The sequence below is a fragment of the Leucobacter triazinivorans genome (assembly GCF_004208635.1).
Taxonomy (GTDB): Bacteria; Actinomycetota; Actinomycetes; order Actinomycetales; family Microbacteriaceae; genus Leucobacter; species Leucobacter triazinivorans.
The window spans coordinates 3181285-3206020 of the sequence record NZ_CP035806.1 but is presented as its reverse complement, the minus strand read 5'-3'; the positions used below and the strand labels follow the sequence as shown (position 1 = coordinate 3206020).

Below are 24736 nucleotides of genomic sequence, written 5' to 3'. Positions count from 1 at the left end.
GCTGTGCGCACCGCGCGGCCGGGAACCCGCACGGACGGGATCCCGCGCGCCGCGCGCCGGCCCGGCTGCTCAGAACTCTTCGTAGCGCGCGGGATCCTGATCCTTCAGGCGCCCGTCGGGCCGGCCGAGCGCCGTGATCCTCGCGATCTCCTCCGCGCTCAGCACCACCTCGGCGGCCGCAAGGTTCTCGCGCTGGCGGCCCGGATCGCCCGACTTGGGCAGCGGAACCACACCACGCCCCACGTGCCAGGCGAGGATCGCCTGAACGGGCGTGATGCCGTGCGCTGCGGCGATCTCCCGGACCACCGGCTGCTCGGCGATGTCGTTGCCGCGGCCCACCGGGCTCCACGCCTCGACGATGATGCCGCGCGCTCGGTGGTACTCGACCGCTTCGGCCTGGGGGAAGTACGGATGCAGCTCGATCTGATTGACGACCGGGCGCACACCGGTCTCCGCCTCGACGCGTTCCAGGTGCTCCGGCAGGAAGTTCGAGACCCCGATGTGCTTCACGAGCCCGCGGTCGCGCGCCTCGACCAGCGCGCGCCAGGCATCGGAGTAGCGATCCGTGATCGGGTTCGGCCAGTGGACCAGATAGAGATCGATCGCGTCGAGACCCGATCGGAACACGCTCTCCTCGATGGTGCGCAGCGCCGCGTCGTACTCGTGGTGACGCCCGGGCAGCTTGCTCGTGACGATGAGCGAGGATCGATCGACGCCCGCAGCCCGCGCACCGCTGCCGACCGCACCCTCGTTCTCGTAATTGAACGCCGAGTCGAGCAGCCGGTAGCCCACCTCGACCGCGGAGCGCACGGCGGCGGCACCCGCGACGCCGTTCAGCTTGTAGGTGCCGAGCCCGATGGCCGGCAGGGCGAATCCGTCGTACGCGTGCTGTTCGATCATGCGCCCCAGCCTACGCGCCGCGACGCCGCGACGCCGCGATCCCCGAGCCGTGCCGACCGCTCAGAGGAGCCGGGAGCGGATCAGGAAGCGCATGCCCTCCGGCGCCTCGAGCGAGAATCCCGACCCGCGCCCCGGCACCGCGTCCACCGTGAGGTGCGTGTGGGCCCACACCTGGAATTGCTCCCGCGACATCCAGAAGCCGATCTCCCGCGTCGCGCCCGTATCATCCGCGTCCCCGGCGGCCGCGCTCGCACCGGGCTCCCCCGTGCGGGTCGTCGCGGGCAGTTCGAGCGTGCCGAGCAGCACGTCCTGGCCACCGGTCCTGAACTCGCCCTCCTGGTAGCACATCGGGGCGCTGCCGTCGCAGCAACCGCCGGACTGGTGGAACATAAGCGGACCGTGCAGCGCCCACAGCCGGTCGATCAGCTCGAGCGCGGCGGGCGTGAAGGCCAGCCGGCTCGCGGTCTCGCCCGCGACGTCGGGCCTCGCGTCGACGCACCCGGGTATCGCTGCGCTCCCCGCGGGAGCGGGCGGCGCAGCGGGAAGGTCGCAGGCGTCCGCCGTCTTCTCGTTCATCAGTTCCCACCTCTCTGGAAGAACCTCGTGGGTCCAGGGTACGCTCCCGGGTGTCGACTCGCCTGCGGCTCGCTCGACCAGCGGGACGGTCCTCCGCCGGTTGAGCGAGCGCAGCGAGTCGAACCCGCGAACCGTCTCCTAGAAGAAGCCCAGTGCGCTCTCGCTGTAGCTCACGAGCAGATTCTTGGTCTGCTGGTAGTGATCCAGCATCATCAGGTGGTTCTCACGCCCGATGCCGCTCGATTTGTAGCCCCCGAACGCCGCGTGCGCCGGGTAGGCGTGGTAGTTGTTCACCCACACCCGGCCGGCCTGGATCTCGCGCCCCGCGCGATACGCGGTGTTGCCGCTGCGGCTCCACACCCCGGCTCCGAGCCCGTAGAGCGTGTCGTTCGCGATCCGGATCGCATCGTCGAAGTCGCTGAACGTCGTCGCCGAGACGACCGGGCCGAAGATCTCCTCCTGGAAGATGCGCATCGAGTTGTCGCCGCGGAAGATCGTCGGCTGGATGTAGAAGCCGCCGGCGAACTCGCCGCCCAGATCTGCCACCTCTCCTCCGGTGAGCACCTGAGCGCCCTCCTGACGGCCGATGTCGAGGTACGACCTGATCTTCTCGAACTGGTCGTTCGAGGCCTGGGCCCCCACCATCGTGTCGGTGTCGAGCGGGTTGCCGCGCGTGATGCGCTCGGTCCGCTCGACGACCGCGTCGAGGAAGTCGCCCGCGATCGACTCCTGGATCAGCGCGCGAGAGGGGCACGTGCAGACCTCGCCCTGGTTGAGGGCGAACATCGTGAAGCCCTCCTGCGCCTTGTCCCAGTAGGCGTCGTCCTCGGCCATGACGTCCGAGAAGAAGAGGTTCGGGCTCTTGCCGCCGAGTTCGAGCGTCACCGGGATGATGTTCTCCGACGCGTACTGCATGATGAGGCGGCCGGTCGTCGTCTCGCCGGTGAAGGCGATCTTGCGGATGCGCGAGTTCGAGGCGAGCGGCTTGCCCGCCTCGGCGCCGAATCCGTTGACGATGTTCACGACTCCGGGCGGCAGGAGATCGCCGATCAGTTCGAAGAGCACGAGGATCGAGGCCGGCGTCTGCTCGGCGGGCTTGATCACCACGGCGTTGCCCGCGGCGAGCGCGGGGGCGAGCTTCCAGGTCGCCATGAGGATCGGGAAGTTCCATGGAATGATCTGCCCGACCACGCCCAGCGGCTCGTGGAAATGATAGGCGACGGTGTCGTCGTCGATCTGGGAGAGCGCTCCCTCCTGCGCGCGGATGGCGCCCGCGAAGTAGCGGAAGTGGTCGATGGCCAGCGGCAGATCGGCGTTGAGCGTCTCGCGCACCGCCTTGCCGTTATCCCAGGTCTCGGCGACCGCGAGCATCTCGAGGTTCGCCTCCATGCGGTCGGCGATCCGGTTCAGGATCACCGCACGTTCGGCGGGGCTGGTCCGCCCCCACGCGGGGGCAGCGGCGTGGGCCGCGTCGAGAGCCGCTTCGATGTCTGCCGCGGTGCCGCGGGCCACCTCGCAGAACGCCTTGCCGGTCACCGGCGTGACGTTCTCGAAATACTGTCCGGAGGCGGGCGGCACCCACTCCCCTCCGATGTAGTGCTCGTACCGGCTCTTGAACTGCACCAGCGCATCCGGCTGGCCCGGGGCTGCGTATACGGCCATGGCGGCTCTCCTTTGACGTCGTTGTCGGGCCGGCTCCGCCGCTGCGGGCCGGCGGTCCCGACGCTACGCCCGCCACCGTTGCACGAAGGTTGCACGGGCGTTTCCGGGCGGTGTCCTCCGCGCGGGATCACCGCTCGCGCGCGATCTGCTCCAGGCGCGCCACCACCCGGGCCCGCTTGGGCGAGAGCGGCGGCAGCACCTGCAGAAGCGTCTCCCAGACCTGCCCGTCGTCCGGGGCCCAGCTCTGCGCGTAGTCGAAGAGCGGCTCCGCGGCCGACGCCTGCAGCAGGGATTCGCGCAGCGTGCCGTCCACCTCGGCACGCAGCCGCTCGATCACCGGCGCATTCGATCCGGGCAGCACCGGGCCCTCGTAGGCCGCGAGCGCCAGTCGATGCGCGCCACGGCCGAGGGCTTCCAGGGTCTCGACCGCGTCGACGCGCAGCGGACGGTTCAACCGGTAGGGCCGCGACAGCAGGTCGATCCCGGCGCCCTGCACCGAGAGCCAGCGCCGCAGGCGCACCAGTTCCGGGCGCAGCGTCTGCTCGAAGCCCGCGGCTCCGTAGACCTGCTCGGCCAGCGCCGCTGCGGCGAGCCCGCCCGGAGCGGCGGCGAGCGCGGCGAGGATCTCGGCGTGACGGCCCGACACGACCGCCGACCCCCCGTCGTGCTCCAGGAGCGCCGGATCTCGCCCGAGCAGCACCAGGCGCGGCGCCGCGCGGCGCACGGCCGCGGTTCGCCGTTCGGGGCGGCGCGACTCGACGAGTGCCCGCAGCGACTCGAGCTTCAGCTCGGCCTCCACCGCGGCGAGCGTGGCCTCGAGCAGTGGGAGGAGGTGCGGCGAGGCCGCCGTATCGCCGCCCGTGACGTCGATGACCCCGATGATGGCTCCGCTCGCCGGATCGTGCACGGGCGCCGCCGTGCAGCTCCACTGGTGCACGGCCCGGTTGTAGTGCTCGGCGCCCAGCACCTGAATGGCGTGGTCGAGCGCGAGCGCACTCCCGGGGGCGCTCGTGCCTACCGCGTCCTCGGACCAGTCCATCCCCTCCCGGAACCCCATCTCCTCGGCGCGCGACCGCAGCGCCGAGTCGCCATCGAGCCAGAGGAGCCGCCCGGCGGCATCTCCCACCGCCACGATCAGGCCGGAATCGCCGGCCTCCTCGAAGAGCAGGCGCTGCACGACGGGGAGCACCCGAGCGATGGGGTGGATGCGTCTCAACTCGGCGAGTTCATCGTCCGAGAGGGCCGGCTGCTGCGGCGCGCGGAAGGGATCGATCGTGCGCTGCTGCGAGCGCAGCCACGATTCCACGACCACGGGTCGGAGCTCGGCCTGCGCCGCGAACCGCTCGATCGCGGCGGGATCGTCCGCCGCCACCGCGCCCGCGACGAACGCGTCGTGCGCGTGCGCGAGCCGCTGCCGCCGGTCACGGGCCGACTCGCCACTGCGCAGTGCGCGCCATTCGCTCGCCACTCTGGCTCCTCCTTCGCAGCCGCGTCTCCGCTCAGTGAGAGCGTAGCCGAGAACCCCGCCGGCCACGAGCGATGCGCTCGTGGCGGCTACGCTGCTGCGCGGTAGAGCGTCAGCAGGCCCGCCATGCCCTCGGCATCCCAGGCGTCGAGCTGCTGCTGCGCCGGACCGCGGTCGCGGCGTCGGCGCTCGATGTATCGCTGCACCGCCTCCGCGTCGCCGGAGGCGTCCAGTTCATCGGAGACGTGCTCGATCATCTCGTCGACCAGGTGGAAGGCCGGTCGCGGCTCGCCCTCGATCGGGTCGAAGAGATCGCCGGAGACGCCGTCGCGCGCGGCGCGCCAGTGCGCGCCGCGCAGCAGATCGGGCTGCGGGTGCACGAGGGATTCGGCCAGCTCGTGCTCGCGCAGCCCGCGCGCCGCCAGCGCGCGGAAGATGAGCGCGAGCGCCACCGAATCCTCGGCGTGCAGCTGCGCATCCGCGGTGCGCAGCTCGATCGTGGGGAAGCGCTCCGAGAGCCGGATCGCCCAGTTCACGAGCGCAGTATCGACGAGCGCGCCCGCGTGCACGAGTCCCGAGACGACTCGGTCGTATGCGGCACCGTCGGCGAACGCGGGCGGGTATCCCGCGGTGGGCCACTGCTGGGTGAGCAGGTATCTCCAGCTCGCGTAGCCGGTGCGCTCGCCGATGTGCACGGGCGAGTTCGCCGCGAGCGCCGCGAGCACGGGCGACCAGCGGGCGAACCGGGCGATCACCCCGACCCCGGCGTCGCGCGACGGCACCTCGACGTGGAAGTGCGCTCCGGTCGAGTAGTAGCGGGCGACGGATCCTCGCGACGCTTCGGCGATCTCGAGGTACCGGGGTTTCGCGACGACGCGGCCCGGCTCGTCTCCCCCGATCGGCGGCAGGCCGGTTCCCGCGAGCACCAGTCCCATTCCGTCGGCCGCGAGCGCTGCGCCGGCCCTGAACTCCTCGAGCGAGTCGAGCGCCTCCTCCCCGGACTCGCACACGGGGGTCGCCGTCTCGAGCTGGCTGTGGAAGAACTCGTGCTCGGCGCGCAGGCCCGGAAGCGCCCCGATCATCTTCTCGGCGCCGTCGCGGGGACGCCCCGATCCGGCGTCGAGCAGCATGAATTCCTCTTCGACGCCGAACCTCGGCGCTCGGGTGGAATCTGCGGCCATTCCGCCACCTGCCCTTCTCGCGGGGTTCCAGTGTGGCACACACCCCGCACGCGACACGCGCGCTACCCGCGAACGTTCCGGCGCGCGGATCCCGCGCGGGCTACAGCACCGGGTTGCTGAGGATCCCGATCCCCTCGATCTCCACCTCGACGGTGTCGCCGGCCTCCAGACGTCCCACACCGGCGGGCGTTCCCGTGAGGATCACGTCGCCGGGCAGCAGCGTGAACGCCTGGGAAGCATGGGCCACGATGCGCGCGAGCGAGTGGATGAGCTGCGCCGTGCTGCCCTCCTGGCGCACCTCGCCGTTGACCCGGGTGACGACACGCGCGTCGCCGAGATCCGGATCCGTCTCGATCACCGGTCCGAGCGGGCAGAACGTGTCGAAGCCCTTGCCGCGGGTCCACTGCCCGTCCGCGATCTGCAGGTCGCGAGCCGTGACGTCGTTGGCGCAGGTGAAGCCGAAGACGTGCTGCAGCGCGTCCTCCTCGGACACGTCCTTCGTCACGGCGCCGATGACCATCGCGAGCTCGCCCTCGTGCTCGACGCGGTCCGAGATCGCGGGCCGCACGATGGGTTCGCCCGGACCGATCACGGCCGTGTTGGGCTTGAGGAACAGCAGCGGCTCCTCCGGGACCTCCCCGCCGGTCTCGCCCTGCATCTCCTCGACGTGATCGGCGTAGTTCTTGCCCACGCAGACCACCTTGGAGCGCGGGATCACCGGCGCGAGCAGCCGCGCCTGCTCCAGGCGGATGCGCCGCCCGGTCGTCTCGAAGCCGGCGATCATCGGGTCGCCCGCGAGCTCGACGAGCTCGACACCGGTCCCGTCCTCCGAACGGTCCAGGACGCCGAAGGAGATCTCGCCATCGTGCTGGTAGCGCGCGACCTTCATGCTGCCGCCTCCGCTCCGACGAGCACCTCGAGCCAGCCGTGCCGATCCTCGCGGATCCCGCCCTGGATGCCGGTGAGCTCCTCGCGCAGCGACATCGTCAGCGCGCCGGGCGCGCCGTCGCCGAAATCGATCTCGAAGCCCTCGCCCGCCAAGCGGCGGATCGGGGTGATCACCGCGGCGGTGCCGCAGGCGAACGCCTCGGTGATGCTGCCGTCGGCGACCCCCGCGCGCCACTCGGTCACCGTGAGGTCGCGCTCCTCGACCGCGTGCCCGCGATCCCGCGCGAGCTGGATCAGGCTGCGCCGGGTGACGCCGTCGAGGATGTTGCCGTTGAGCTGCGGCGTGAGCAGCGTGCCGTCCGCGCGCACGAGGAACAGGTTCATGCCGCCCAGCTCATCGATCGTGTCGACCGTCGCCGAGTCGGTGAAGAGCACCTGCTGGCAGTCGTTCGCGGCGGCGATCCGCTGCGGCAGCAGCGAAGCGGCGTAGTTGCCGCCGCACTTGGCGGCCCCCGTTCCGCCGCGGCCGGCACGGGCGAGGCCCTCCGAGAGCCAGATCGACACGGGCCTCACGCCGCCGGCGAAATAGGGGCCCGCCGGGCTCGCGATGACGAGGAACCGGGCCCGCTCGGCCGCGCGCACGCCGAGGAAACTCTCGTCGGCGATCATGAAGGGGCGCAGATAGAGGCTCTGATCCTGACCGTTCGGCACCCAGTCGGCGTCGACGGTCACGAGCTCGCGGATCGCGCGCACGAAGAGCTCCTCGGGGAGCTCCGGCAGCGCAAGGCGGTGCGCCGACTCGTTGAGGCGGCGCGCATTGGCCTCGGGGCGAAAAGTGACGATCGACCCGTCGGGGCGGCGGTACGCCTTGAGGCCCTCGAAGATCTCCTGACCGTAGTGCAGCACCGACGAGGCCGGGTCCATGGCGATGGGGCCGTACGGCACCACCTCGGCATCGTGCCAACCCGCGTCCACGGTCCACACGATCGAGATCATGTGGTCGGTGAAGTGGTTGCCGAAGCCGGGGTCGCGCAGGATCGCCTCGCGCTCCGCGGCGGGCAGGCGCTCGGCGGCGGTGCGGGTGAAGGCCAGATCAGTCATGGGTTCGCTCTCTTGCGTCGGAGGGTTCTCTGAATGGAGTGCCGGGCGATCAGACGCCTCGCGGCGGCAGCTGCGCGATCACGGCGTCGCCGATCTCGGCCGTGCCCCGGCGGGCGTCGCCGCGCGAGACGAGGTCGGCACGCACTGCCTCGCGCACGCGTTCGCTCTCTGATGCGAGACCGAGGTGGTCGAGCATGATGGCCGCGGAGAGGATCGCCGCGGTCGGGTCTGCCTTCTGCTGCCCTGCGATGTCGGGCGCAGATCCGTGCACGGGCTCGAACATGCTCGGGAACGCGCCGTCGGGATTGATGTTGCCGCTGGCCGCGAGCCCGATGCCGCCGCCAATGGCGCCGGCCAGATCCGTGAGGATGTCTCCGAACAGGTTATCAGTCACCAGGACGTCGAAGCGCGCTGGATCCTGCACCATGAAGATCGTCGCCGCGTCGACGTGCATGTAGTCGACGGCGATGTCGGGGTACTCGGCTGCGACGGCCTGCACGATGCGCTGCCACGTCGCGCCCGCGTGCACGAGCACGTTCGTCTTGTGCACCCAGGTCAGCTTCTTGCGCGGGCGCTTCCGCGCGGTCTCGAAGGCGTAGCGCACCACGCGCTCGATGCCGACGGCGGTGTTGACCGACACCTCGGTCGCCACCTCGTTCGGGGTGCCGGGGCGCAGGCGGCCGCCGTTGCCCGCATAGGGGCCCTCGGTGCCCTCGCGCACCACGACGAAGTCGACCTCGCCGGGGTGCTTGAGCGTCGACTCGACGCCGGGGAAGAGCGTGCAGGGTCGCACGTTCGCGTAGTGCTCGAAGTCGAAGCGCAGCTTGAGCAGCAGCCCGCGCTCGATGTTCGCGCCCGCGAGGCGCGGGTCGCCGGGCACGCCCCCGACCGCGCCGAAGAGGATGGCGTCGTGCGCGGCGATCTCGGCCTGCTCGTCGGCGGGGAGCGTGTCGCCCGTTGCGAGGTAGCGCTCGGCGCCGAGCGCGAACTCGGTGCGCTCGAGCACCGCGTCGCCGCCCGCGAGTACCGCGTCGAGCACGCGGTTCGCCTGCTCGATCACCTCGGGTCCGATGCCGTCGCCCGGGATGACGGCGAGCTTGATGGTGCGGGTCACTGAACGCTCCTCTTCGTGCTGGGGACTGAGCGTCTCCAGCTTACTCGCGCGGTGGCCCGCCTCGGGCTATCGGCCAGAAGGTGCGGGCGGGATCCTGTTTCAGCCGTTCCGGGCGCCGGCCCACACAGCTCGGCCGGCCTACCCGCCCCTCCCGGAATTCGCGCGTCAGTAGATGTCACCAAACCCGAGGCGAGGTAGCAACTACTGACGCGCGTAGCGGGGGGGGGCGCAGGGGAGCAAGGGGGCAAGGGGGCACAGGGGCCGCCGCCCGCTCCGGAAACGGCAGAAGCCCCACCCGAGGGTGAGGCTTCTGCTTCCGGTGACCCCAGCGGGATTCGAACCCGCGTTACCGCCGTGAGAGGGCGGCGTACTAGGCCGCTATACGATGGGGCCGGACGCTTCCAGGCCTCGAGATTCTCACCTCGCTGCCGTGGCAACTCATATATCTTGGCACACGAGCGCGCATCACGCAAAATCGGGTCGATCATCCCGGGTGTGTCCCGCATGATTCGGCGCTGGAAGAGGCACGGCGAGCTCCGGATCATCTCCCCCCGCGTCGGCGGAGCCGCCCGCCCTCCCGCGACCGGAAGCATCACCTCCGGGACCGCCGCGAGACCTGCCGGGGACGCCGGGAGCAGTGGCGGGCGAGCGTCACCGCGAGCGCCACCAGCAGCCGCTTCCCGCTCGACAGCTCGTGCGGGAAGCGCTCGGCGAGGGGCGCGAGGCCGAGGCACTGGAGCGCGGCAGCACCCATGCCGGCCCATCTCGGCGCATCTGCGGCGCGCACCCCGCCCCACGCGGCCTCGACGAGCGCGAGGAGATCCCGAATCGTGAGATCGGGGCACAGCGCCGGAGGATCGATCAGGGCGGCCACGTGCGCCCGCAGCTCTCTCCGGCGCTCATCGAGCGCGCCCTCTGCCCCTGCCGAGCCGGGCTCAGGGCTTCGCCTGTCGCATCGCCTTCTGCGCGGCACGGCGCTTCAGCCACTTGTCGATGATGAACGCCATGAAGAGCCAGCCGCCCAGCGCGGTGATCACCCACACGATGATGGGGGCGAGCACCCAGGTCTCGACGCCGTGAATCTCGATGCCTCCCTGGAACAGCGACGCGATCCACAGCGCGAGCAGCGTCGCCACGAGGCCGACGCCGCCGGCGAGCGGGGCCGCGTAGCGCTGCGCGAGATTGAGCACGAATGGGCCGAGCACCGCGTGGGCGATCGTGAAGACGCCGAGCGCGGTGAGGAAGCCGCCGAGGTGCAGCTCGAAGCCGGGAAGCGCGAAGTGCACGATGACGAGCCCGATCGCGGCGAGCACCACCTGGGAGATGATCTGGAACAGCAGACGCACGATTCGCTCCTCACGACGGACTCGGGGACGGCGCAGTCGGCCGCCCCGCACGATTGCACTCAGCGTAGCGCAGCCACGACCCCGGGGCCGCTCGAACGTCCCATTCCGGACCTCAGGCGTCGGCCTCGGTCTCCCCCGGTTTGGGGCGGAACGCGCGCGCCGGGAGCCCGGGACCGTCCCAGACCTGGATGATGCCCCATGCGACGGCGGCGATGGGGACCGCGAGCACGGCCCCCAGAATGCCGCTCAGCACGGTGCCGATCGTCAACGCCAGCAGGATCACGAGCGGGTGCAGCTTCAGCGCGCGACCCATGAGCACGGGCTGCAGGAAGTTGCCCTCGAGCTGGTTCACCAGCACCACGACGCCGACCACGAGCACGGCGCTCAGCGGCCCGTTTGCCACGAGCGCCACGAGCGCTGCGAGGATGCCGGCGAGCGTCGCCCCCACGAGCGGGATGAACGAGAGCACGAACACCAGCACCGCGAGCGGGAGCGCGAGCGGCACCTGCAGGATGACCAGGCCGACCCCGATGCCGATCGCATCGACCGATGCGACGGCCGCGGTGCCGCGGACGTACGACCCCAGTGTCGCCACCGTCTTCTCCCCGGCGCGCTCGGCGCGCGCGAGCGGTTCACCCTCGAAGGGACGCAGCAGGAAGCGCCAGATGCGCGGCCCGTCCTTCAGGAAGAAGAACAGCACGACGATCATGAGAATGAGGCCGGTGACGAAGCTCGTCACGGCCCCCACTCCCGCGAGTGCCCCGGAGCCGAACTGGGAGCTGGTGACGAAGTCCGTGAGGAACGCCACGCTCTGATCCCACCACTCCTGCAGCTGCGCGTCCTCGGGGAGGAACGGCAGCGTGTGGGCCCAGTCGATCACCTGGGTGAACCCCTCCTGCGCCTGGGTCGAGAGGTCGTCCCACTGATCCCTGACCGCCCACACGATCAGCCAGCCGATCCCCGTCAGCAGCAGCACGATCGCGAGCAGCACGAGCACCGTGGCGAGGGCGGCCGGCACCCGGTGCGCACGCATCCAGGCCATGACCGGCGAGAACGTGCTCGCGAAGATGAGGGCGAGCAGGATCGGGATCACCACGGTCGACAGCGTGCGCATGCCGATCACCACACCGGCCGTCAGCACGAGCACGATGATGATCTGGAGCGAGCGGGTGGCGAGCAGGCCGAACCCGTCCCCCCAGACGCGTTTCGCCCGTGTCATCTCCGCGACGGCTCTCGGGTTCGACGTCGCGCGCGCCTCGAGCCGTGCGACGCGGTCTTCGATCCCGCGCCTCCCCCACCATCCGAACATCTCGAACCTCCGTACGTCGTCATCCAGACTAGGAGCACTGGCGGCCGTCTCGCGGATCCGGGACGGCCGGTCGGTGATCGGGCCGCCGACGCGGACGGCGCCGATGCTTAGCGCTGCACCGCGCGAGCCGCGATGAACGCGCGCAGCTCCGCCTCGTCGTCGGCCATCTCGGTGACCCGCTGCGGCCGCTCGAGGAGGCCCGCGAGGTGCTCGGGGATGCCGATGCGCTCGCCCGTCGCCTCGAACACGATCTCGGGAAACTTCGCGGGCTTCGCGGTCTCGAGCACGAGCATCGGCACTCCGGGCTCGACGTGCTCCCGCGCCACCTTCACGCCGTCCGCCGTGTGCGGATCGATGACGACGCCGCTGCGCTCGAAGACCGAGCGGATCGTGGCCACGCGGTCCGCGTGCGTGCTCGCCCCGCTCAGGAACCCGAACTCCGACTCGAATCGCGGCTGCTCGGAGGACAGGTCGATCCGACCCGTCTGCGCGAGCTCGGTCCAGGCCGCCGCGAGCCGCTCGGGATCCCGGCCCAGCACCTCGAACACGAAGCGCTCGAGGTTGGAGGCCTTGGAGATGTCCATGGACGGGCTCGACGTCGCGTGCGTGTCGGCCGCACTGCGCGGCGCGTAGACGCCGGTGCGGAAGAACTCGTCGAGCACGTTGTTCTCGTTGGCCGCGAGCACCAGGCGGCGGATCGGCACGCCCATCGTCTTCGCGGTGTAGCCGGACAGGATGTTGCCGAAGTTGCCCGAGGGCACGGTGAAGGAGACCTCGAAGCCGGCGCGCTCCGACTCCGGCAGAGCGTCGGTGGCGCGCAGCCACGCCCAGAAGTAGTAGACGGACTGCGCGCTGACGCGGCCGAGGTTGACCGAGTTCACCGCGCCGAGATGGTGGGCGCGCTTGAACTCGAGATCCTCGAACAGCGCCTTCATGAGGTTCTGGCAGTCGTCGAAGACGCCCTCGACCGCGATGTTGTGGATGTTGTCGTCGAGGAGCGAGTACATCTGAGCGCGCTGGAAGTCGCTCATGCGCCCCTGCGGCGAGAGCATGAACACCGCAATGCCGTCTTTGCCGCGCAGGGCGTACTCGGCGGCAGATCCCGTGTCGCCCGACGTGGCGCCGATGACGTTGAGCGCGCGGTCGCTGCGGGCCAGCACGTACTCGAGCGACTGGCCGAGGAACTGCATCGCCATGTCCTTGAACGCGAGGGTCGGGCCCTCCGAGAGGCCGACGAGCGAGATCCCGGGCTCGAGCGCCGTGATCGGGACGACCTCCTCGGCCACGAAGTTCTCAGCGCTGTAGGCGGCACGGCACATGGCGGCGAGCTCATCACGCGGGATGTCCGTGGCGAAGAGAGCGAGCACCTCGGCCGCGAGCTCGGGATAGGCGAGCGTGCGCCAGGACTCGAGCTGCTGCGCCGACACCCGCGGTACCGCCTCGGGCACCACCAGCCCGCCGTCGGTGGCGAGCCCCTCCAGGAGGATCTCGCTGTAGGGTGCCGGCTCCATGCCGCCGCGGGTCGAGATGTACTTCACCGATGCTCCTTCGTCGAGGCCAACCCGACCATTCTATTCGGCGTTGTCGCGCCGCCCATCCGCGCACGGCCCCGCCCCGGCGGTGCGGCCGGGGCACGGGCCGACACGGCGCGGGACTACCAGGAGACCGGCAGCGCCTTGCCCTCCTCGTATCCGGCCGCCGACTGCAGCCCGACGCGGGCGCGCACGTGGAACTCCCGCAGGTTCTGGGCGCCGGCGTAGGTGAACGACGAGCGCACGCCCGAGGTGATCATGTCGATCAGGTCCTCCACGCCCGGCCGCTGCGGGTCGAGGTAGATCTTCGAGGAGGAGATCCCCTCGGCGAAGAGCTCCTTGCGCGCCCGCTCGTAGGCGTCGAGCTCCCCGAAGCGGCCCTGCACCGCCTTGGTCGACGCCATCCCCCACGACTCCTTGAACTGCCGCCCCTGCTCGTCGGTGCGCAGCTCGCCGGGAGACTCCGCGGTGCCCGCGAACCACGAGCCGATCATCACCGACGCAGCGCCCGCCGCGAGCGCGAGCGCCACATCGCGCGGATAGCGCACGCCGCCATCCGCCCACACGTGCGCGCCGAGCTCGCGCGCCGCCTGCGCCGTCTCGAGCACCGCCGAGAACTGCGGCCGTCCGACCGCCGTCATCATGCGCGTCGTGCACATCGCGCCCGGCCCGACGCCCACCTTGAGGATCGACGCCCCCGCGGCGACGAGATCCCCCGCACCGTCGGCGGTCACGATGTTGCCGGCGACGATCGGCAGTCCGAGGCGCAGCGCCGAGATCGCGCGCAGGGTACGCAGCATGCCCGCCTGGTGGCCGTGCGCGGTGTCGACCACCAGCACATCGGCGCCGGCGGCCGCGAGCTCGCGCGCCCGCGCGACGGCGTCGCCGGTGATGCCGACCGCCGCCGCCACAGCCAACCGGCCGTCGCCATCGACCGCCGGCCGGTAGATGGAGCGTCGCAGCGCCGAACGCGCTGAGAGCGTGCCGACGAGCACCCCTTCCGATACGACGCAGACGGCCTCCACCCCGTGAGCGACCCCCGCCCCCTGGCCGGTCATCGCCGCGCCGGTGAGCGCGGCAACGGTGTCGAACGCCGCGCGGGGATCCTCGACCTCGCCCGCGCCGAGCACCGGAGCCGGTCCGTGCACGAGGTCGCCCAGCCGCGCATCGGGCGGCACCGAGGCGAGGCGGGTCGCGGAGAGCACACCTCTGATCGCGGAGGCGAGGATCGGCTCGTCCGCTTCCGCGGGTGCTGAGCCGCCCTGTCCCCCGTCGACGACCACGATCACCTGCCCGTCGGCGCGGGGGATCAGCCGCAGGCCGTCGTCAGCGGTCGCGTCCGTCGGCAGCACGATCGGTGTGTCGACGGCGGTCGGCTGAGCCTTGATCCAACGGATGGCGCGTGCGGCCGCGTCGGCGGAGAGATCCTGCGGCAGCACCGCAAGACCGCCTCTGCGCGCGAGGACCGCGGCCAGGCGCGGCCCGGTGACCGAGTTCATATTGGCCGCGACGAGCGGCAGCGTCGCGGGCGTATGGTCGGTCGGCGCGAGATCGACGCCGAGCCGGCTGCCCACGTCCGAGTGCCGTGGCACCAGGAAGACGTCGGAATACGTGAGGTCTACCGCGGGCATCGCGCCGATGAACTCCATACCCCTACGCTACCGCCACCCGAGCGTTCTCCCCGCTGAATCCCGAGATTCCCATAGGATGTCAGCGCGGGGGTCATTCATGAGTCGCGCGTGGAGCAGCGCCCGGACGCAGCGCCCCAGCGGGTGCCTGCCCGGGACGCCGATAGGAAGCAGCGAGGAGCACCGGCCATGTCCGATCCGACCAACCCCGGCAACAGCGAGACGCCCGAGCAGCCGACGACCCCCCTCCCGTCGACGCAGCCCGCGCAGCCGACGCAGCCCGCGCAGGCGCAACCGCACGCGCCCCACGCAGCAGCGGTGCCCCCAGCGCCCCAGCCCGGCCAGCAGCCCGGCTTCGCGGCGGCGCCCCCGGTGGGCGGCGCACCGCCCCAGCCGCCCGTCGCGGGCCCGCCGAACGCATATCCCCAGCCCGTCGGCGCCCCGCAGGCGCCCCTCAACGCGCTGGCGCTCGTTTCGTTCATCGGCTCGTTCTTCGTGAGCCTGGTGGGCATCATCTGCGGCCACATCGCCCTCAGCCAGATCAAGAGGAGGGGTGAACGCGGCCGGGGCTTCGCGCTCGCCGGCACGATCATCGGCTACGTCGCACTCGCGGGCACGATTCTCGCCGTCATCGTGGGCATCGCCGTCGCCGGTGCGGCGGTGAAGTACGCATCGGATCTCAGCGACTCCAGCATCGAGCAGCTGGAGCGCCAGCTCGAAGAGCTCGACTCGCTTCCCGGAACCGGGGACCAGTTCGCAGAAGACGGCACGGCGCTGCCCGACGAGTTCCTCGACGGCTCGGACTCGGCGGGCGGGGACGAGCGCTCAGCCGAATTCTGCGCCGTGTTCACGGAGCTCAGCGACTACGGCGCTTCTGACGGCACGGCGGACGCGCAGGCGCTCGAGGCGTTCCGCAAGCTCGCCGAGATCGAGAGCCCCAATCAGAGCGTCTACCAGCGCTTCTACGCGTATGTGCAGAACCCGCTCGCCGATGAGAACGGCGATATCGAAGCGTTGATGAACGACTACTTCGAGGCCGCGATGGCCGACGGGCTGGCTTGTCTGTAGGCTGTTCGACCGTCCGAACCACCTGCAGTCGCTCGTCGGCGCCGCCAGGAAGAAGTGTATAGAGGGAGTGCACATGTTCAAGGGGTTCAAGGAGTTCCTGCTCCGCGGAAACGTCGTCGATCTTGCGGTCGCCGTGGTCATCGGTGCCGCATTCAACTCGGTGGTCGAGCGGGTCGTCGATTCGCTCATCAACCCGATCATCGGCATGGTGTTCCGAGCCGACTCGCTCGACGGAGCGCTGCAGATCAGCCTTCCGGGAGGCGGCACGATCGCGCTGGGGGCGGTGATCGGAGCGATCATCAACTTCGTAATCGTCGCCGCAGTCGTCTACTTCGTCTTCGTCATGCCGATGAACCGTCTGCGCAAGCCCGCGCCCGAGAGCGGTGAGCCGCCCGTGCCGACCGAGCAGGAACTGCTCACGGAGATCCGGGACCTGCTGCAGGCGCAGACGGGCGGCGGCGGCGCGCAGCCGGAGCCGCCCCACAAGCACTGAGCTCGGCGGCGCCCGTAAGGGTAAGCCACCGCTGTGCCTCGCCCTACTGCCCCCGTCCGTCGAGACGCGACAGGAAGAGCGCCTCCGTGAGCACCGACTTGCGGAATGACTCGACGTGCAGCGACTCGTTGGGGCTGTGCGCGCGGCCGTCAGGGTCCTCGACGCCCGTGACGAGGATCTGCGCTCCGGGGAACTCCTCGACGAGCTCGGCGATGAACGGAATGGAGCCGCCGACGCCCATATCGATGGGTTCCCGCTCCCAGGCATCGGCCATCGCGGCACGCACCTCGGCGACCGCCCAGCCGCTCGTGTCGACCAGGAACGCCTGGCCCAGCCCCTCGTCCTCGAACGTCAGACGGGCCCCGAACGGCGCACGGGCAAGCAGGTGCGCCTTGATCGCGTCGAAGGCCTCCTCCGGCTCCTGACCGGGAGCGATCCGGGCGCTCACCCGCACGCGCGCGCTCGGGATCAGGGTGTTCGAGGCGTTGGCGACGTCGGGGGCGTCGATGCCGGTGATCGAGATGGCGGGCTGCGCCCAGATGCGGGAGAGGATCTCGCCGCGACCGATCGGGCTAACACCGTCGAGCAGACCGGCCTCCTGCCGCAGACGATCCTCGTCGTACTCGGGCGACGGCAGCTCGACGGAGCGCAGCCCCTCGACCGCTACCGCGCCGTCGGCGTCCCAGAGCGTGTCGAGCAGGCGCACGGTCGCGAGCATGGCGTCGGGCACCGCGCCGCCGAACATGCCCGAGTGCGAGGCATGGGCGAGCGTGTCGACACGCAGGTTGAAGGCGACGGCCCCGCGCAGCGCGACCGTGAGCGCCGGGGTCTGCGCATCCCAGTTGCCCGAGTCGGCGACGATGATCGCGTCGGCGGCGAGCAGATCCCGGTTCTCGCGCAGGAAGTTGCCGAAGGACTGCGAGGCCCACTCCTCCTCGCCCTCGATGAAGAGCGCGATGCCCAGGTCGAGTTCGCGGCCTTCGGCCTGCGCCGTGGCGGCGAGTGCCCGGACCGCGCCGAGGTGGGCCATCACCCCGGCCTTGTCGTCGGCCGCGCCTCGCCCGTAGAGGCGCCCGCCCCGCAGCGTCGGCTCGAAGGGCGGCGTATCCCAGTCGGCGTCCTTGCCGGGAGGTTGCACGTCGTGATGGGCGTAGAGCAGCACCGTGGGGCGGCCGCTGCGGGGCTCGCGGCGGGCCACTACTGCGGGATGGCCGAGTTCTGGGTCGTCACTCCCCTCCGCGCCGGCGACGGGTGCGCGGCGAATGTCGACCACGTCGAAGATGCCCGTCTCGCGCAGCAGCCCGGCGATCGCCTCGGCGCTCGCGGTGACGTGCTCGGGATCGAATGCGGGCCACGACACCGAGGGGATGCGTACGAGGCGCGCCAGGTCGTCCATCGTGCGGTCGAACTGCCCCGCCACCTCGGTGCGGAGCGCCTCCTCGCGCGCCGCAGTCCCATCGCTCTGCTCCGCCTGCTCGGCCATGTGTACTCCTTTACGTGCACGAGTCATGGGGCCCGTCCGGGCCCGATCCCGCGCTCAGCCTATCGGGGACGATCCGAGGCCGATCCGGGGCCGGGTGGCGGCGGTGGGGGGCGGCCGTGTGAGCGACGGCGTACGCGACGGCATTCGCGACGATCGGCGAGTCCCGACCGATTTCGCAACGCCTCACGACCGCGCCGTGTCGCGCTCCTCGGACTCTGCAGCCTCCGCGGCCCGCAACTCCCTCGTCGCCGCGTGCAGCACGTCCTCGGCGCGCCGGCGCCGGTGCTGCGCGAGCGTCTCGGCGCCGTAGCGCTCACGGACCCGGTCCTTCGCCTCCGCCGTGGCCGTGATGATGTAGCTGCTCGCCAGCAGGATCACCTGCGCCGAGAGATTGACCCACAGCAGCAGGGCGATGAGCGCGGCAAACGTGGCCAGCAGCGGGTTCGAGGTCGCGCCCCGCACGAACAGCCCCGAGAGCTCCTGGAGCACGGTGAGTCCGATACCCCCGAGGATCGCACCGCTCCACAGGGCGCGGGCGGGCGCCGCGACTCCGGAGAGCAGCCGGAACACGAGCGCCAGGGCCAGTGCGTCGATCACGAACACGACGACGATGCCGAATCCGCGCGTGAGCGCGTCGGCGACTCCCCCGATCGAACCGAGCCCCAGCCACGACGCGACGGCCGAGATGCCGAACGAGCCCGCGACGCTCAGCACGGCGGCGAGCACCAGCAGCCCGCCGAACGCTGCGGCGACCAGCAGATTGCGCAGCACCACCCAGAGGAAGAAGCCGTCGTCGTGCAATTCGTCGGCGAGCACCCGCAGCGCGGTGCGCAGGCTGCCGATCGCGCTGATCGCCGCTCCGACGAGCCCCAGGAGCGAGATCGTCCCCACGACGGTGAACCCGGCGGGCGCGTCGATCTTCGTCGGGTCGACGACGTCGGTGATTCCCGGCACGGCGGTGCTGAGCGCGTCGGTGAGCGCGCGCATGGCCTCCGGATTGCCGGCGAGCCACAGCGCCGCGAGCGAGAAGCCGAGCAGCACCGCGGCGAAGAGGCTGAACAGCGCACGGTAGGTGATGCTGTCGGCGAGCATCGCGCCGCGGTGCTCGGAGTAGCGCAGGTACGCGCGCACGAGACGCAGCTGGAGTGCGCGCGCGATGAGTCGCTGCACCGCACCGGCCGGGCCCGTCGTCTCCTCGCTCGCCATGCCTCCACCCTAGTGACGCTTCGCCCTGGCCTGCGAGGCCTTTCGTTCGGCGCCGCGATCGGCTATGTGAGCGGATCCGGCCCGGCACTTCGGGCCATCCGGGCCGTGCCAGACATCCGGGCCCTGCCGGACATCCGGGACTTCCCGGCCCCGCCTGCGCCTCGCGCTCCCGCGCGATGACCCCCTGGTCAGGCGTCCGCGTCGTCCGCTTCATCCGCGTCGAGTTCGGTGTCGAGCGGCACCGGCCGCTGCTGCTCGGCCCAATCGGCCTCGCTCACCGGCTGTCTCGCGGCGGCGAGCGGCGCCGGATCCGGATCCTCGTCGGTCGGATCCGCCGCGGTCAGCTGGTCCAGAATGTCTGCCTCCGAGGCCTCGGCGCTCGGCTCGATGCGATCCGGTGTCATGATCTCCCCCTGTCGTTCGGCCTGTCGGTACTCGTTCTTCCAGCGGGTGGTACGCAGCAATCTACTGCCGGGGCGATCGCGGATCAACCGCTGGGTGCCCAGCGGTCGCATCCGACCCGAGCCCGCGCCTCCCATCTACGCGCGTCAGTAGTTGTCATGAATTCTCAGTTTTGACGACATCTACTGACGCGCGAAGTGTGGGTGGGGACCGTATGCTGTGTGCGGGATGGAGGGCCGCATGTCGATGACGGATGAGCTCCTGGGGAGTGCCGCCACGGAGACGCTGCTCGAGGCGCTCGGCGATGCTGTCCCCGGCAACCCGATGCGAGCGACCCGTGGCGCTGCGGACGCACTGGACGCGCTGACGCTGAGCGGGCGGGCACGAGCGCTTGCAGGCGGGATCCTCGAGGATGTTGCCGGCGACCACGCGGCGCTCGCCGAGGTGGTGCGCTCGGCGATGCCGCACCCTGGCTTCAAGGGGTGGCTGCTCTGGCCGGTGGGGCTGTCGGTGGCGCGGCGCGCCGTGCACGAGGACTCGCGGGCCGCCTTCGACGATGCGATGTCGGTGCTGCGCGAGCTGACGCCGCGATTCACCTCGGAGTTCGCGATCCGCCCGCTGCTGCTGCACGATCTGGATCGAGCGCTCGACCACCTGGCAGAGTGGACGCGGGAGGACGACTGGAACGTGCGCCGTCTCGCCTCGGAGGGCAGCCGCCCTCTGCTGCCCTGGGGCGAGCGGATCCCGGCGCTCGTGGCCGACCCTGCGCCGAGCCGGCCGATCCTCGACGCCCTCTTCGACGACCCGTCTGATTCGGTGCGCCGCTCCGTCGCCAACCACCTCAACGACCACAGCCGCGCCCACACCGCCTTCGCACTCGACACCGTGCGCGGGTGGCAGCGACGCGGGGGCGAGCACACGCCCCGTACCGCGCGGCACGCCCTGCGCACGCTCGTGAAACGCGGGGATCCGGAAGCGCTCACCCTGCTCGGCTTCCCGCCGGCGCACGTGACCGTGTCCCCCCTCTATGTGTCGCCCGATCGGGTGGAGGCCGGCGGCACCGTCCGCTTCGGCGCCACGATCGAGAACCCGGGCGATGGCCCCGCTGCGCTCATGGTCGACTACGTGCTCTTCTTCCCCGGCGCCCGGGGCGAGGAGCGGACGAAGGTGTTCAAGCTCGCGCGGCGCGATGTCGGGCCGGGCGAGCGCACGTCGGTCGAGGCTGCGCACTCGTTCCGCCCCATCACCACGCGCCGCTACTTCACCGGGGCGTACGGGATCGCGCTGCAGGTCAACGGTGTGCGCCACGAGCGCGCCGACTTCACCGTGCTGGCCTGAGCACGGCGCCGGTAGTCTGGAGCCCGGTCGCATCGCATCACTGCAGAATGGACGTCGAATGGGAACCGCACGGGTACGCGAGCACCTCTCCGGACGCGGATGGTCGGGAGAGATCCTCGAGTTCGCCGAGTCGAGCGCCACGGTCGAGCTGGCCGCCGAGAAGGTGGGCACGGAGCCGGAGCGGATCGCGAAGACCCTCGGCTTCCACGACCCCGACGCGCCCGAGCGGGCCGTGCTCGTGGTGGCGGCCGGCGATGCGAAGGTGAACAGCGGCATGTTCAAGCGCCGCTTCGGAGGGAAGCCGCGCATGCTGCAGGGCGATGATGTGGCGGCGCTGACCGGGCACCCGATCGGCGGAGTCTGCCCGTTCGCCAACCCCGACGGCACCCGCGTCTTCCTCGACGAGTCGCTGCGCCGATTCGACATCGTCTTCCCGGCCGCGGGCACCGCGACGTCGGCGGTGCTGGTGCCCGTCGAAGCGCTCGAGTCGCTGAGCGGGGCCGAGGGCTGGGTCGACGTCACCGTGGGATGGCGCGAGACGCAGGACTCGTAGCACCGGGTGCGGCGCGGACCGGCGCGTCGCGCAGCGCGCGCTCCGCCCCTCGCACCCGCGGCGCTTCGCTCACAAGGAGCGCGCTGCCGCCCGCTGTCCACAGTTCTTGTCGCGCCTCCCCGGAGATGCTGCGCGTGACGTACAGTCATACCCACAGCCATTCGACCCCCGGAACAGGCAGGAGTGCTGCGCATGTCGCCCGAGACACTCACCGTCGTCCTGAGCGCACTCGGCCTGCTGATCACCCTCGGCGGCGGAGCGGCCGCGGGCCTGGCGTGGGTGGTGCGACGCATCGACGCGGTCGAGATGAGGCTCGCCGGGCAGACCAGCGCGCTCGACACCAAGCTCACCGGGCAGATCGGCGACCTCGACACCAAGCTCACCGGGCAGATCGGCGACCTCGACACCAAGCTCACCGGGCAGATCGGCGACCTCGACACCAGACTCACCGGACAGATCAGTGAGCTCGATGCCCGACTCACCGGACAGATCAGCGACCTCGATGCCCGACTCACCGGACAGATCAGCGACCTCGATGCCCGACTCACCCGGCGGATCGATGCCGTGGACCTCAAGGTCGACACCGTCGAGGCCCGGCTCGGACAACGCGTTGACACCCTGGTTCTGAAGATCGACGCGGTCGACGTCAAGCTCACCCAGCGGATCGACGCCATGCACGAGGACGTGACCGACATCAAGATCGCCATCGCGCGGCTCGAAGGGCCGTCACGACCGCCACGGCTCGTGACGCGCTGACTTCTCGCAGAGGATCAGGGACCGCCCCCGCCCCGCGTGGATGCCGCGACGAGCAGTCCGTGCAGCCGTTCCTCCAGCACCGGCACTCGCGGATCCGTGAGGAACCCGTCGAGGCGCGGAATTTCCCGACTCACCAGCACCTCCCCGGCCAGCGGCCCGGGCGTCCTGGGGAGCACGAGCACCCGGTCGGCCAGGCGCACCGCCTCGCGGATGTCGTGGGTGATGAGCAGGATGGTCCAGCCATTGGCCCGCCGGATGTCCAGCAGCCAGCGCTGGAGCTCGTCCCGGGTAATGGCGTCGAGCGCCCCGAACGGCTCGTCGAGCAACAGCATCGCACGCTCCTGCACCACCGCGCGCAGGAACGACACGCGCTGGCGCATGCCGCCCGAGAGTTGGCGGGGGAACATCCGCTCGGTGCCCGCGAGCCCGAACGGCTCCAGCAGTCTCCCCACTCGCTCGCGCGCCTCGCCCCGAGGAATCCCCGCGACCTCGAGTCCGATGCCCGCGTTGTCGACGATGCGTCGCCACGGCAGCAGCACGTCGCGCTGCGGCATGTATGCGAAGGGACGCCTGCCGGGAAGCACGGGCGAACCGTCGAAGCGGATCTCGCCGACGTCGGGCTGCAGGGCGCCGGTGAGGATCGAGAGCAGCGTCGACTTGCCGCTGCCGCTCGCGCCGACGAGCGCCACGACTTCCCCCTGCCCCACCCCGAAGGAGACCTGTTCGAGCACCCTCCGGGAACCGAAACGCTTGCCGACTCCACGCACCTCCAACCCAGCGCCCGCAGCGCCCCCAGCGCCCGCAGCGCTCACCGCTCGGCCCCCTGCTCGACGCGCAGCCATGGCACGCACCGCCGCTCGATCAGCACTACGGCACCGTACAGGGCGAGCGTGAGCAGCGTGCTCATGAGCACCGCCGACAGCACGAGGTCAGTGCGGAAGACGTTCTTGGCCGACTGCATGTAGACGCCCAACCCGGCGACCGCGCCCGCGTACTCGGCGAAGATCGCACCGACCACCGCGTAGGTGATCGAGATGCGCAGCGACGCGAAGAAGGAGGGCGTGGACGCGGGCAGACGGATCATGCGGAACACCGTGGAGCGCCCGGCACCCATCGAGCGCAGCAGGTGCTCGGCCTCGGGATCCGCCGACGAGAATCCCCGCAAGAACCCCACGACCATCGGGAAGAACGTGACGAAGGCGACGAGCAGGATCTTCGGCAGCAGCCCGAAGCCGAACCAGAGCACCACGAGCGGCGCGAGGGCGATGAGCGGCAGCGTCTGGCTGACGATGAGCAGCGGCAGCAGCGCCCGCCTGAGCGGCGCCCAGAAGTCGAGCAGCGTCGCCGTGAGAAACGCGACCGCGACCGACAGCGAGAACCCGATCAGCGTTGCGAGCAGCGTCGGGACGGTGTGGCGCAGCAGAGCCTCGCGCTCTCCGATCCCCGCGGAGACGATTCGGGTCGGGCCGGGCAGCATGTCGGCGGGCACGAGGCCCGCGCCCGCTACCGCCTGCCAGAGGCCGAGCAGCACGAGGAACGCGAGGATCGGGGGCACCGCGCCGCGTGCGATGCGCGACACTGCGGCTCCCCCGGCTCCGACGCCCCGTGCGCAGGTCACAGGTACTCGTCGGTGTAGTACTCGGTCCAGTCGGGCTCCTCGGCAAGCGGCCGGCCCTCGGAATCCGTGAGGAACCCGCCGTCGAACAGGAATGCGCCGAACCCCTCCCACGCCTCTGGATCAGCGGCCCCGATCGGCCGCTCTTCCGACACCAGGTACCCGTCGCCCGCCATCAGCTCCGCACTGCGGTGCACGAGCTCCTCGGCGGTGCCGAGCGTGTCGGGGTTCGCTGCGATGAGCAGATCCGCGGCCTCCTCGGGGTGGTCGGCGGCGTAGGCGTACCCGCGGGCGACCGCCTGCACGAAGGCGGTCGCGTCCTCCGAATGCGCCTCGAGGTACGACTCGCTCGACACGATGCCGGTGGACTGCTGCTCGGGCACGCCGAAGTCCTGGTAGCGGAAGGTGCGGTAGGGGTGCCCGTCGATCTGCGTCTGCAGATCCTCCCACGTCGACACCGACAGCGTGAAGTCGATGCGCCCCTGCGAGAGCGCCTCGTAGGCGCCGGTGTCGAGCACCACCTCCTCGAACTCGCCCTGCCCGCCGTCGCCGCGGATCGTCGACGCGGCGAGCGCCGAGTAGAGCGGAGCCCCGAAGCCGCCGAAGACGAGACCGTCGAGATCGGCCGGGCGGGTGAGATCCTCGCGATCCCCCAGCGTCACCAGCCTCCCGGTGTCGGTCTGCGTGACCCGGTACACCGACATCACGTCGAGCCCGGCCGTGCGCGCCATCTGCACCCCGGACTGGCCGCCGATGCCGAAGTCGGCCTCGCCCGCCGAGACCAGTTGCACGGCCGACGTGGAGCCGTACGGCAGGATCTCGACGTCGAGCCCGACCTCGGCGAAGTAGCCGAGTTCGTCGGCGACATACACGCCGATGTGGTTGGTGTTGGGCGCCCAGTCGAGCGCGAAGCTGACGGGCGTGAGCTCGTCGTGCGCCGCGGCGTCATCGGCGGGTGCCGCCCCCGCGCACGCGGTGAGCGCGAGGCTGCCGGCGAGAATCGCGGCCCCGGCGGTGACGACGCGCCGCAGCACGGAGCGGAGGGCGCCGGTACCGGCCTGATGAGCGGTACGGGCATGGGTGATGATGTGGTGGCGCATTGAAGCGTGCCCCTTCGATG

General features: G+C 71.0%; 24 protein-coding genes and 1 tRNA gene. 5 read left to right on the top strand and 20 right to left on the bottom strand.

Features of this window, described 5'->3' with window-relative positions:
• Positions 1 to 69 precede the first annotated feature (69 nt).
• From EVS81_RS14475 to guaB1, 14 genes are all read right to left on the bottom strand, one after another.
• Positions 70 to 900, bottom strand: coding sequence for an aldo/keto reductase (locus tag EVS81_RS14475; RefSeq protein WP_130110998.1), 831 nt, complete (start codon positions 898 to 900; stop codon positions 70 to 72).
• Between the two features lie 60 nt (positions 901 to 960).
• Complete coding sequence (locus tag EVS81_RS14470; RefSeq protein WP_130110997.1) at positions 961 to 1476, bottom strand: DUF779 domain-containing protein; 516 nt, start codon at positions 1474 to 1476, stop codon at positions 961 to 963.
• A 138-nt stretch (positions 1477 to 1614) separates the two neighbouring features.
• Entirely contained in the window at positions 1615 to 3138 is a 1524-nt protein-coding gene (gene adh / locus EVS81_RS14465; protein WP_130110996.1) for an aldehyde dehydrogenase, read from the bottom strand.
• Positions 3139 to 3265: 127 nt separating this feature from the next.
• The gene (locus EVS81_RS14460; protein ID WP_130110995.1) at positions 3266 to 4606 is read right to left on the bottom strand and encodes a GAF domain-containing protein; all 1341 of its coding nucleotides are present in this window, start codon (positions 4604 to 4606) and stop codon (positions 3266 to 3268) included.
• An 86-nt stretch (positions 4607 to 4692) separates the two neighbouring features.
• Complete coding sequence (locus EVS81_RS14455) at positions 4693 to 5784, bottom strand: carboxylate-amine ligase (protein WP_130110994.1); 1092 nt, start codon at positions 5782 to 5784, stop codon at positions 4693 to 4695.
• Between the two features lie 100 nt (positions 5785 to 5884).
• Entirely contained in the window at positions 5885 to 6673 is a 789-nt protein-coding gene (locus EVS81_RS14450) for a fumarylacetoacetate hydrolase family protein (protein ID WP_130110993.1), read from the bottom strand.
• Positions 6670 to 7773 (bottom strand): branched-chain amino acid aminotransferase, encoded by a 1104-nt coding sequence (locus tag EVS81_RS14445; protein WP_130110992.1) that lies wholly within the window; start codon positions 7771 to 7773, stop codon positions 6670 to 6672. Before EVS81_RS14445 ends, EVS81_RS14450 begins: the two co-directional genes overlap by 4 nt.
• A gap of 49 nt (positions 7774 to 7822) precedes the next feature.
• Positions 7823 to 8887 (bottom strand): 3-isopropylmalate dehydrogenase, encoded by a 1065-nt coding sequence (locus EVS81_RS14440; protein WP_130110991.1) that lies wholly within the window; start codon positions 8885 to 8887, stop codon positions 7823 to 7825.
• Between the two features lie 320 nt (positions 8888 to 9207).
• A tRNA-Glu gene (locus EVS81_RS14435) sits at positions 9208 to 9280 on the bottom strand.
• A gap of 199 nt (positions 9281 to 9479) precedes the next feature.
• On the bottom strand, positions 9480 to 9761 hold the full coding sequence (locus tag EVS81_RS14430; RefSeq protein WP_130110990.1) for a P-loop NTPase family protein: 282 nt from the start codon (positions 9759 to 9761) through the stop codon (positions 9480 to 9482).
• A 61-nt stretch (positions 9762 to 9822) separates the two neighbouring features.
• Positions 9823 to 10233, bottom strand: a complete 411-nt coding sequence (locus EVS81_RS14425) for a phage holin family protein (RefSeq protein ID WP_130110989.1) — start codon at positions 10231 to 10233, stop codon at positions 9823 to 9825.
• Between the two features lie 112 nt (positions 10234 to 10345).
• Positions 10346 to 11542 (bottom strand): AI-2E family transporter, encoded by a 1197-nt coding sequence (locus tag EVS81_RS14420; protein ID WP_130110988.1) that lies wholly within the window; start codon positions 11540 to 11542, stop codon positions 10346 to 10348.
• Positions 11543 to 11649: 107 nt separating this feature from the next.
• Complete coding sequence (thrC, locus tag EVS81_RS14415; RefSeq protein WP_130110987.1) at positions 11650 to 13080, bottom strand: threonine synthase; 1431 nt, start codon at positions 13078 to 13080, stop codon at positions 11650 to 11652.
• 116 nt (positions 13081 to 13196) lie between these two features.
• A complete protein-coding gene (gene guaB1 / locus EVS81_RS14410; RefSeq protein ID WP_130110986.1) occupies positions 13197 to 14723 on the bottom strand; it encodes a GMP reductase in 1527 nt (508 codons plus the stop codon).
• 168 nt (positions 14724 to 14891) lie between these two features.
• On the opposite strand from guaB1, the gene EVS81_RS14405 reads away from it, so the two are divergent.
• Together EVS81_RS14405 and mscL are read left to right on the top strand one after the other, a co-directional pair.
• Positions 14892 to 15770, top strand: a complete 879-nt coding sequence (locus tag EVS81_RS14405) for a DUF4190 domain-containing protein (RefSeq protein ID WP_130110985.1) — start codon at positions 14892 to 14894, stop codon at positions 15768 to 15770.
• Between the two features lie 73 nt (positions 15771 to 15843).
• Positions 15844 to 16263 (top strand): large-conductance mechanosensitive channel protein MscL, encoded by a 420-nt coding sequence (gene mscL / locus EVS81_RS14400; protein WP_130110984.1) that lies wholly within the window; start codon positions 15844 to 15846, stop codon positions 16261 to 16263.
• A gap of 43 nt (positions 16264 to 16306) precedes the next feature.
• On the opposite strand, the gene EVS81_RS14395 is transcribed toward mscL, so the two are convergent.
• The 3 genes from EVS81_RS14395 to EVS81_RS14385 all read right to left on the bottom strand — a co-directional run bounded on the left by EVS81_RS14395 (position 16307) and on the right by EVS81_RS14385 (position 19416).
• Complete coding sequence (locus tag EVS81_RS14395) at positions 16307 to 17746, bottom strand: dipeptidase (RefSeq protein ID WP_130110983.1); 1440 nt, start codon at positions 17744 to 17746, stop codon at positions 16307 to 16309.
• Between the two features lie 183 nt (positions 17747 to 17929).
• A complete protein-coding gene (locus EVS81_RS14390) occupies positions 17930 to 18952 on the bottom strand; it encodes a YihY/virulence factor BrkB family protein (RefSeq protein WP_130110982.1) in 1023 nt (340 codons plus the stop codon).
• A gap of 188 nt (positions 18953 to 19140) precedes the next feature.
• Positions 19141 to 19416, bottom strand: coding sequence for a hypothetical protein (locus EVS81_RS14385; protein ID WP_130110981.1), 276 nt, complete (start codon positions 19414 to 19416; stop codon positions 19141 to 19143).
• A gap of 178 nt (positions 19417 to 19594) precedes the next feature.
• On the opposite strand from EVS81_RS14385, the gene EVS81_RS14380 reads away from it, so the two are divergent.
• From EVS81_RS14380 to EVS81_RS14370, 3 genes are all read left to right on the top strand, one after another.
• Positions 19595 to 20692 carry a DNA alkylation repair protein gene (locus EVS81_RS14380; RefSeq protein WP_130110980.1) on the top strand — a complete coding sequence of 366 codons (1098 nt, stop codon included), beginning with the start codon at positions 19595 to 19597 and terminating at the stop codon, positions 20690 to 20692.
• Between the two features lie 58 nt (positions 20693 to 20750).
• A complete protein-coding gene (locus EVS81_RS14375; protein WP_130110979.1) occupies positions 20751 to 21245 on the top strand; it encodes a YbaK/EbsC family protein in 495 nt (164 codons plus the stop codon).
• A gap of 192 nt (positions 21246 to 21437) precedes the next feature.
• The gene (locus tag EVS81_RS14370) at positions 21438 to 22001 is read left to right on the top strand and encodes a hypothetical protein (protein WP_130110978.1); all 564 of its coding nucleotides are present in this window, start codon (positions 21438 to 21440) and stop codon (positions 21999 to 22001) included.
• Between the two features lie 14 nt (positions 22002 to 22015).
• Here EVS81_RS14370 and EVS81_RS14365 read toward each other — a convergent pair whose 3' ends face one another.
• The 3 genes from EVS81_RS14365 to EVS81_RS14355 all read right to left on the bottom strand — a co-directional run bounded on the left by EVS81_RS14365 (position 22016) and on the right by EVS81_RS14355 (position 24716).
• Positions 22016 to 22732: an ABC transporter ATP-binding protein gene (locus tag EVS81_RS14365; RefSeq protein WP_240739874.1), complete on the bottom strand. Its 717-nt coding sequence runs from the start codon at positions 22730 to 22732 to the stop codon at positions 22016 to 22018.
• Between the two features lie 77 nt (positions 22733 to 22809).
• On the bottom strand, positions 22810 to 23580 hold the full coding sequence (locus EVS81_RS14360; RefSeq protein WP_205879346.1) for an ABC transporter permease: 771 nt from the start codon (positions 23578 to 23580) through the stop codon (positions 22810 to 22812).
• 35 nt (positions 23581 to 23615) lie between these two features.
• The gene (locus EVS81_RS14355) at positions 23616 to 24716 is read right to left on the bottom strand and encodes an ABC transporter substrate-binding protein (protein ID WP_130110976.1); all 1101 of its coding nucleotides are present in this window, start codon (positions 24714 to 24716) and stop codon (positions 23616 to 23618) included.
• Between the last annotated feature and the right edge of the window lie 20 nt (positions 24717 to 24736).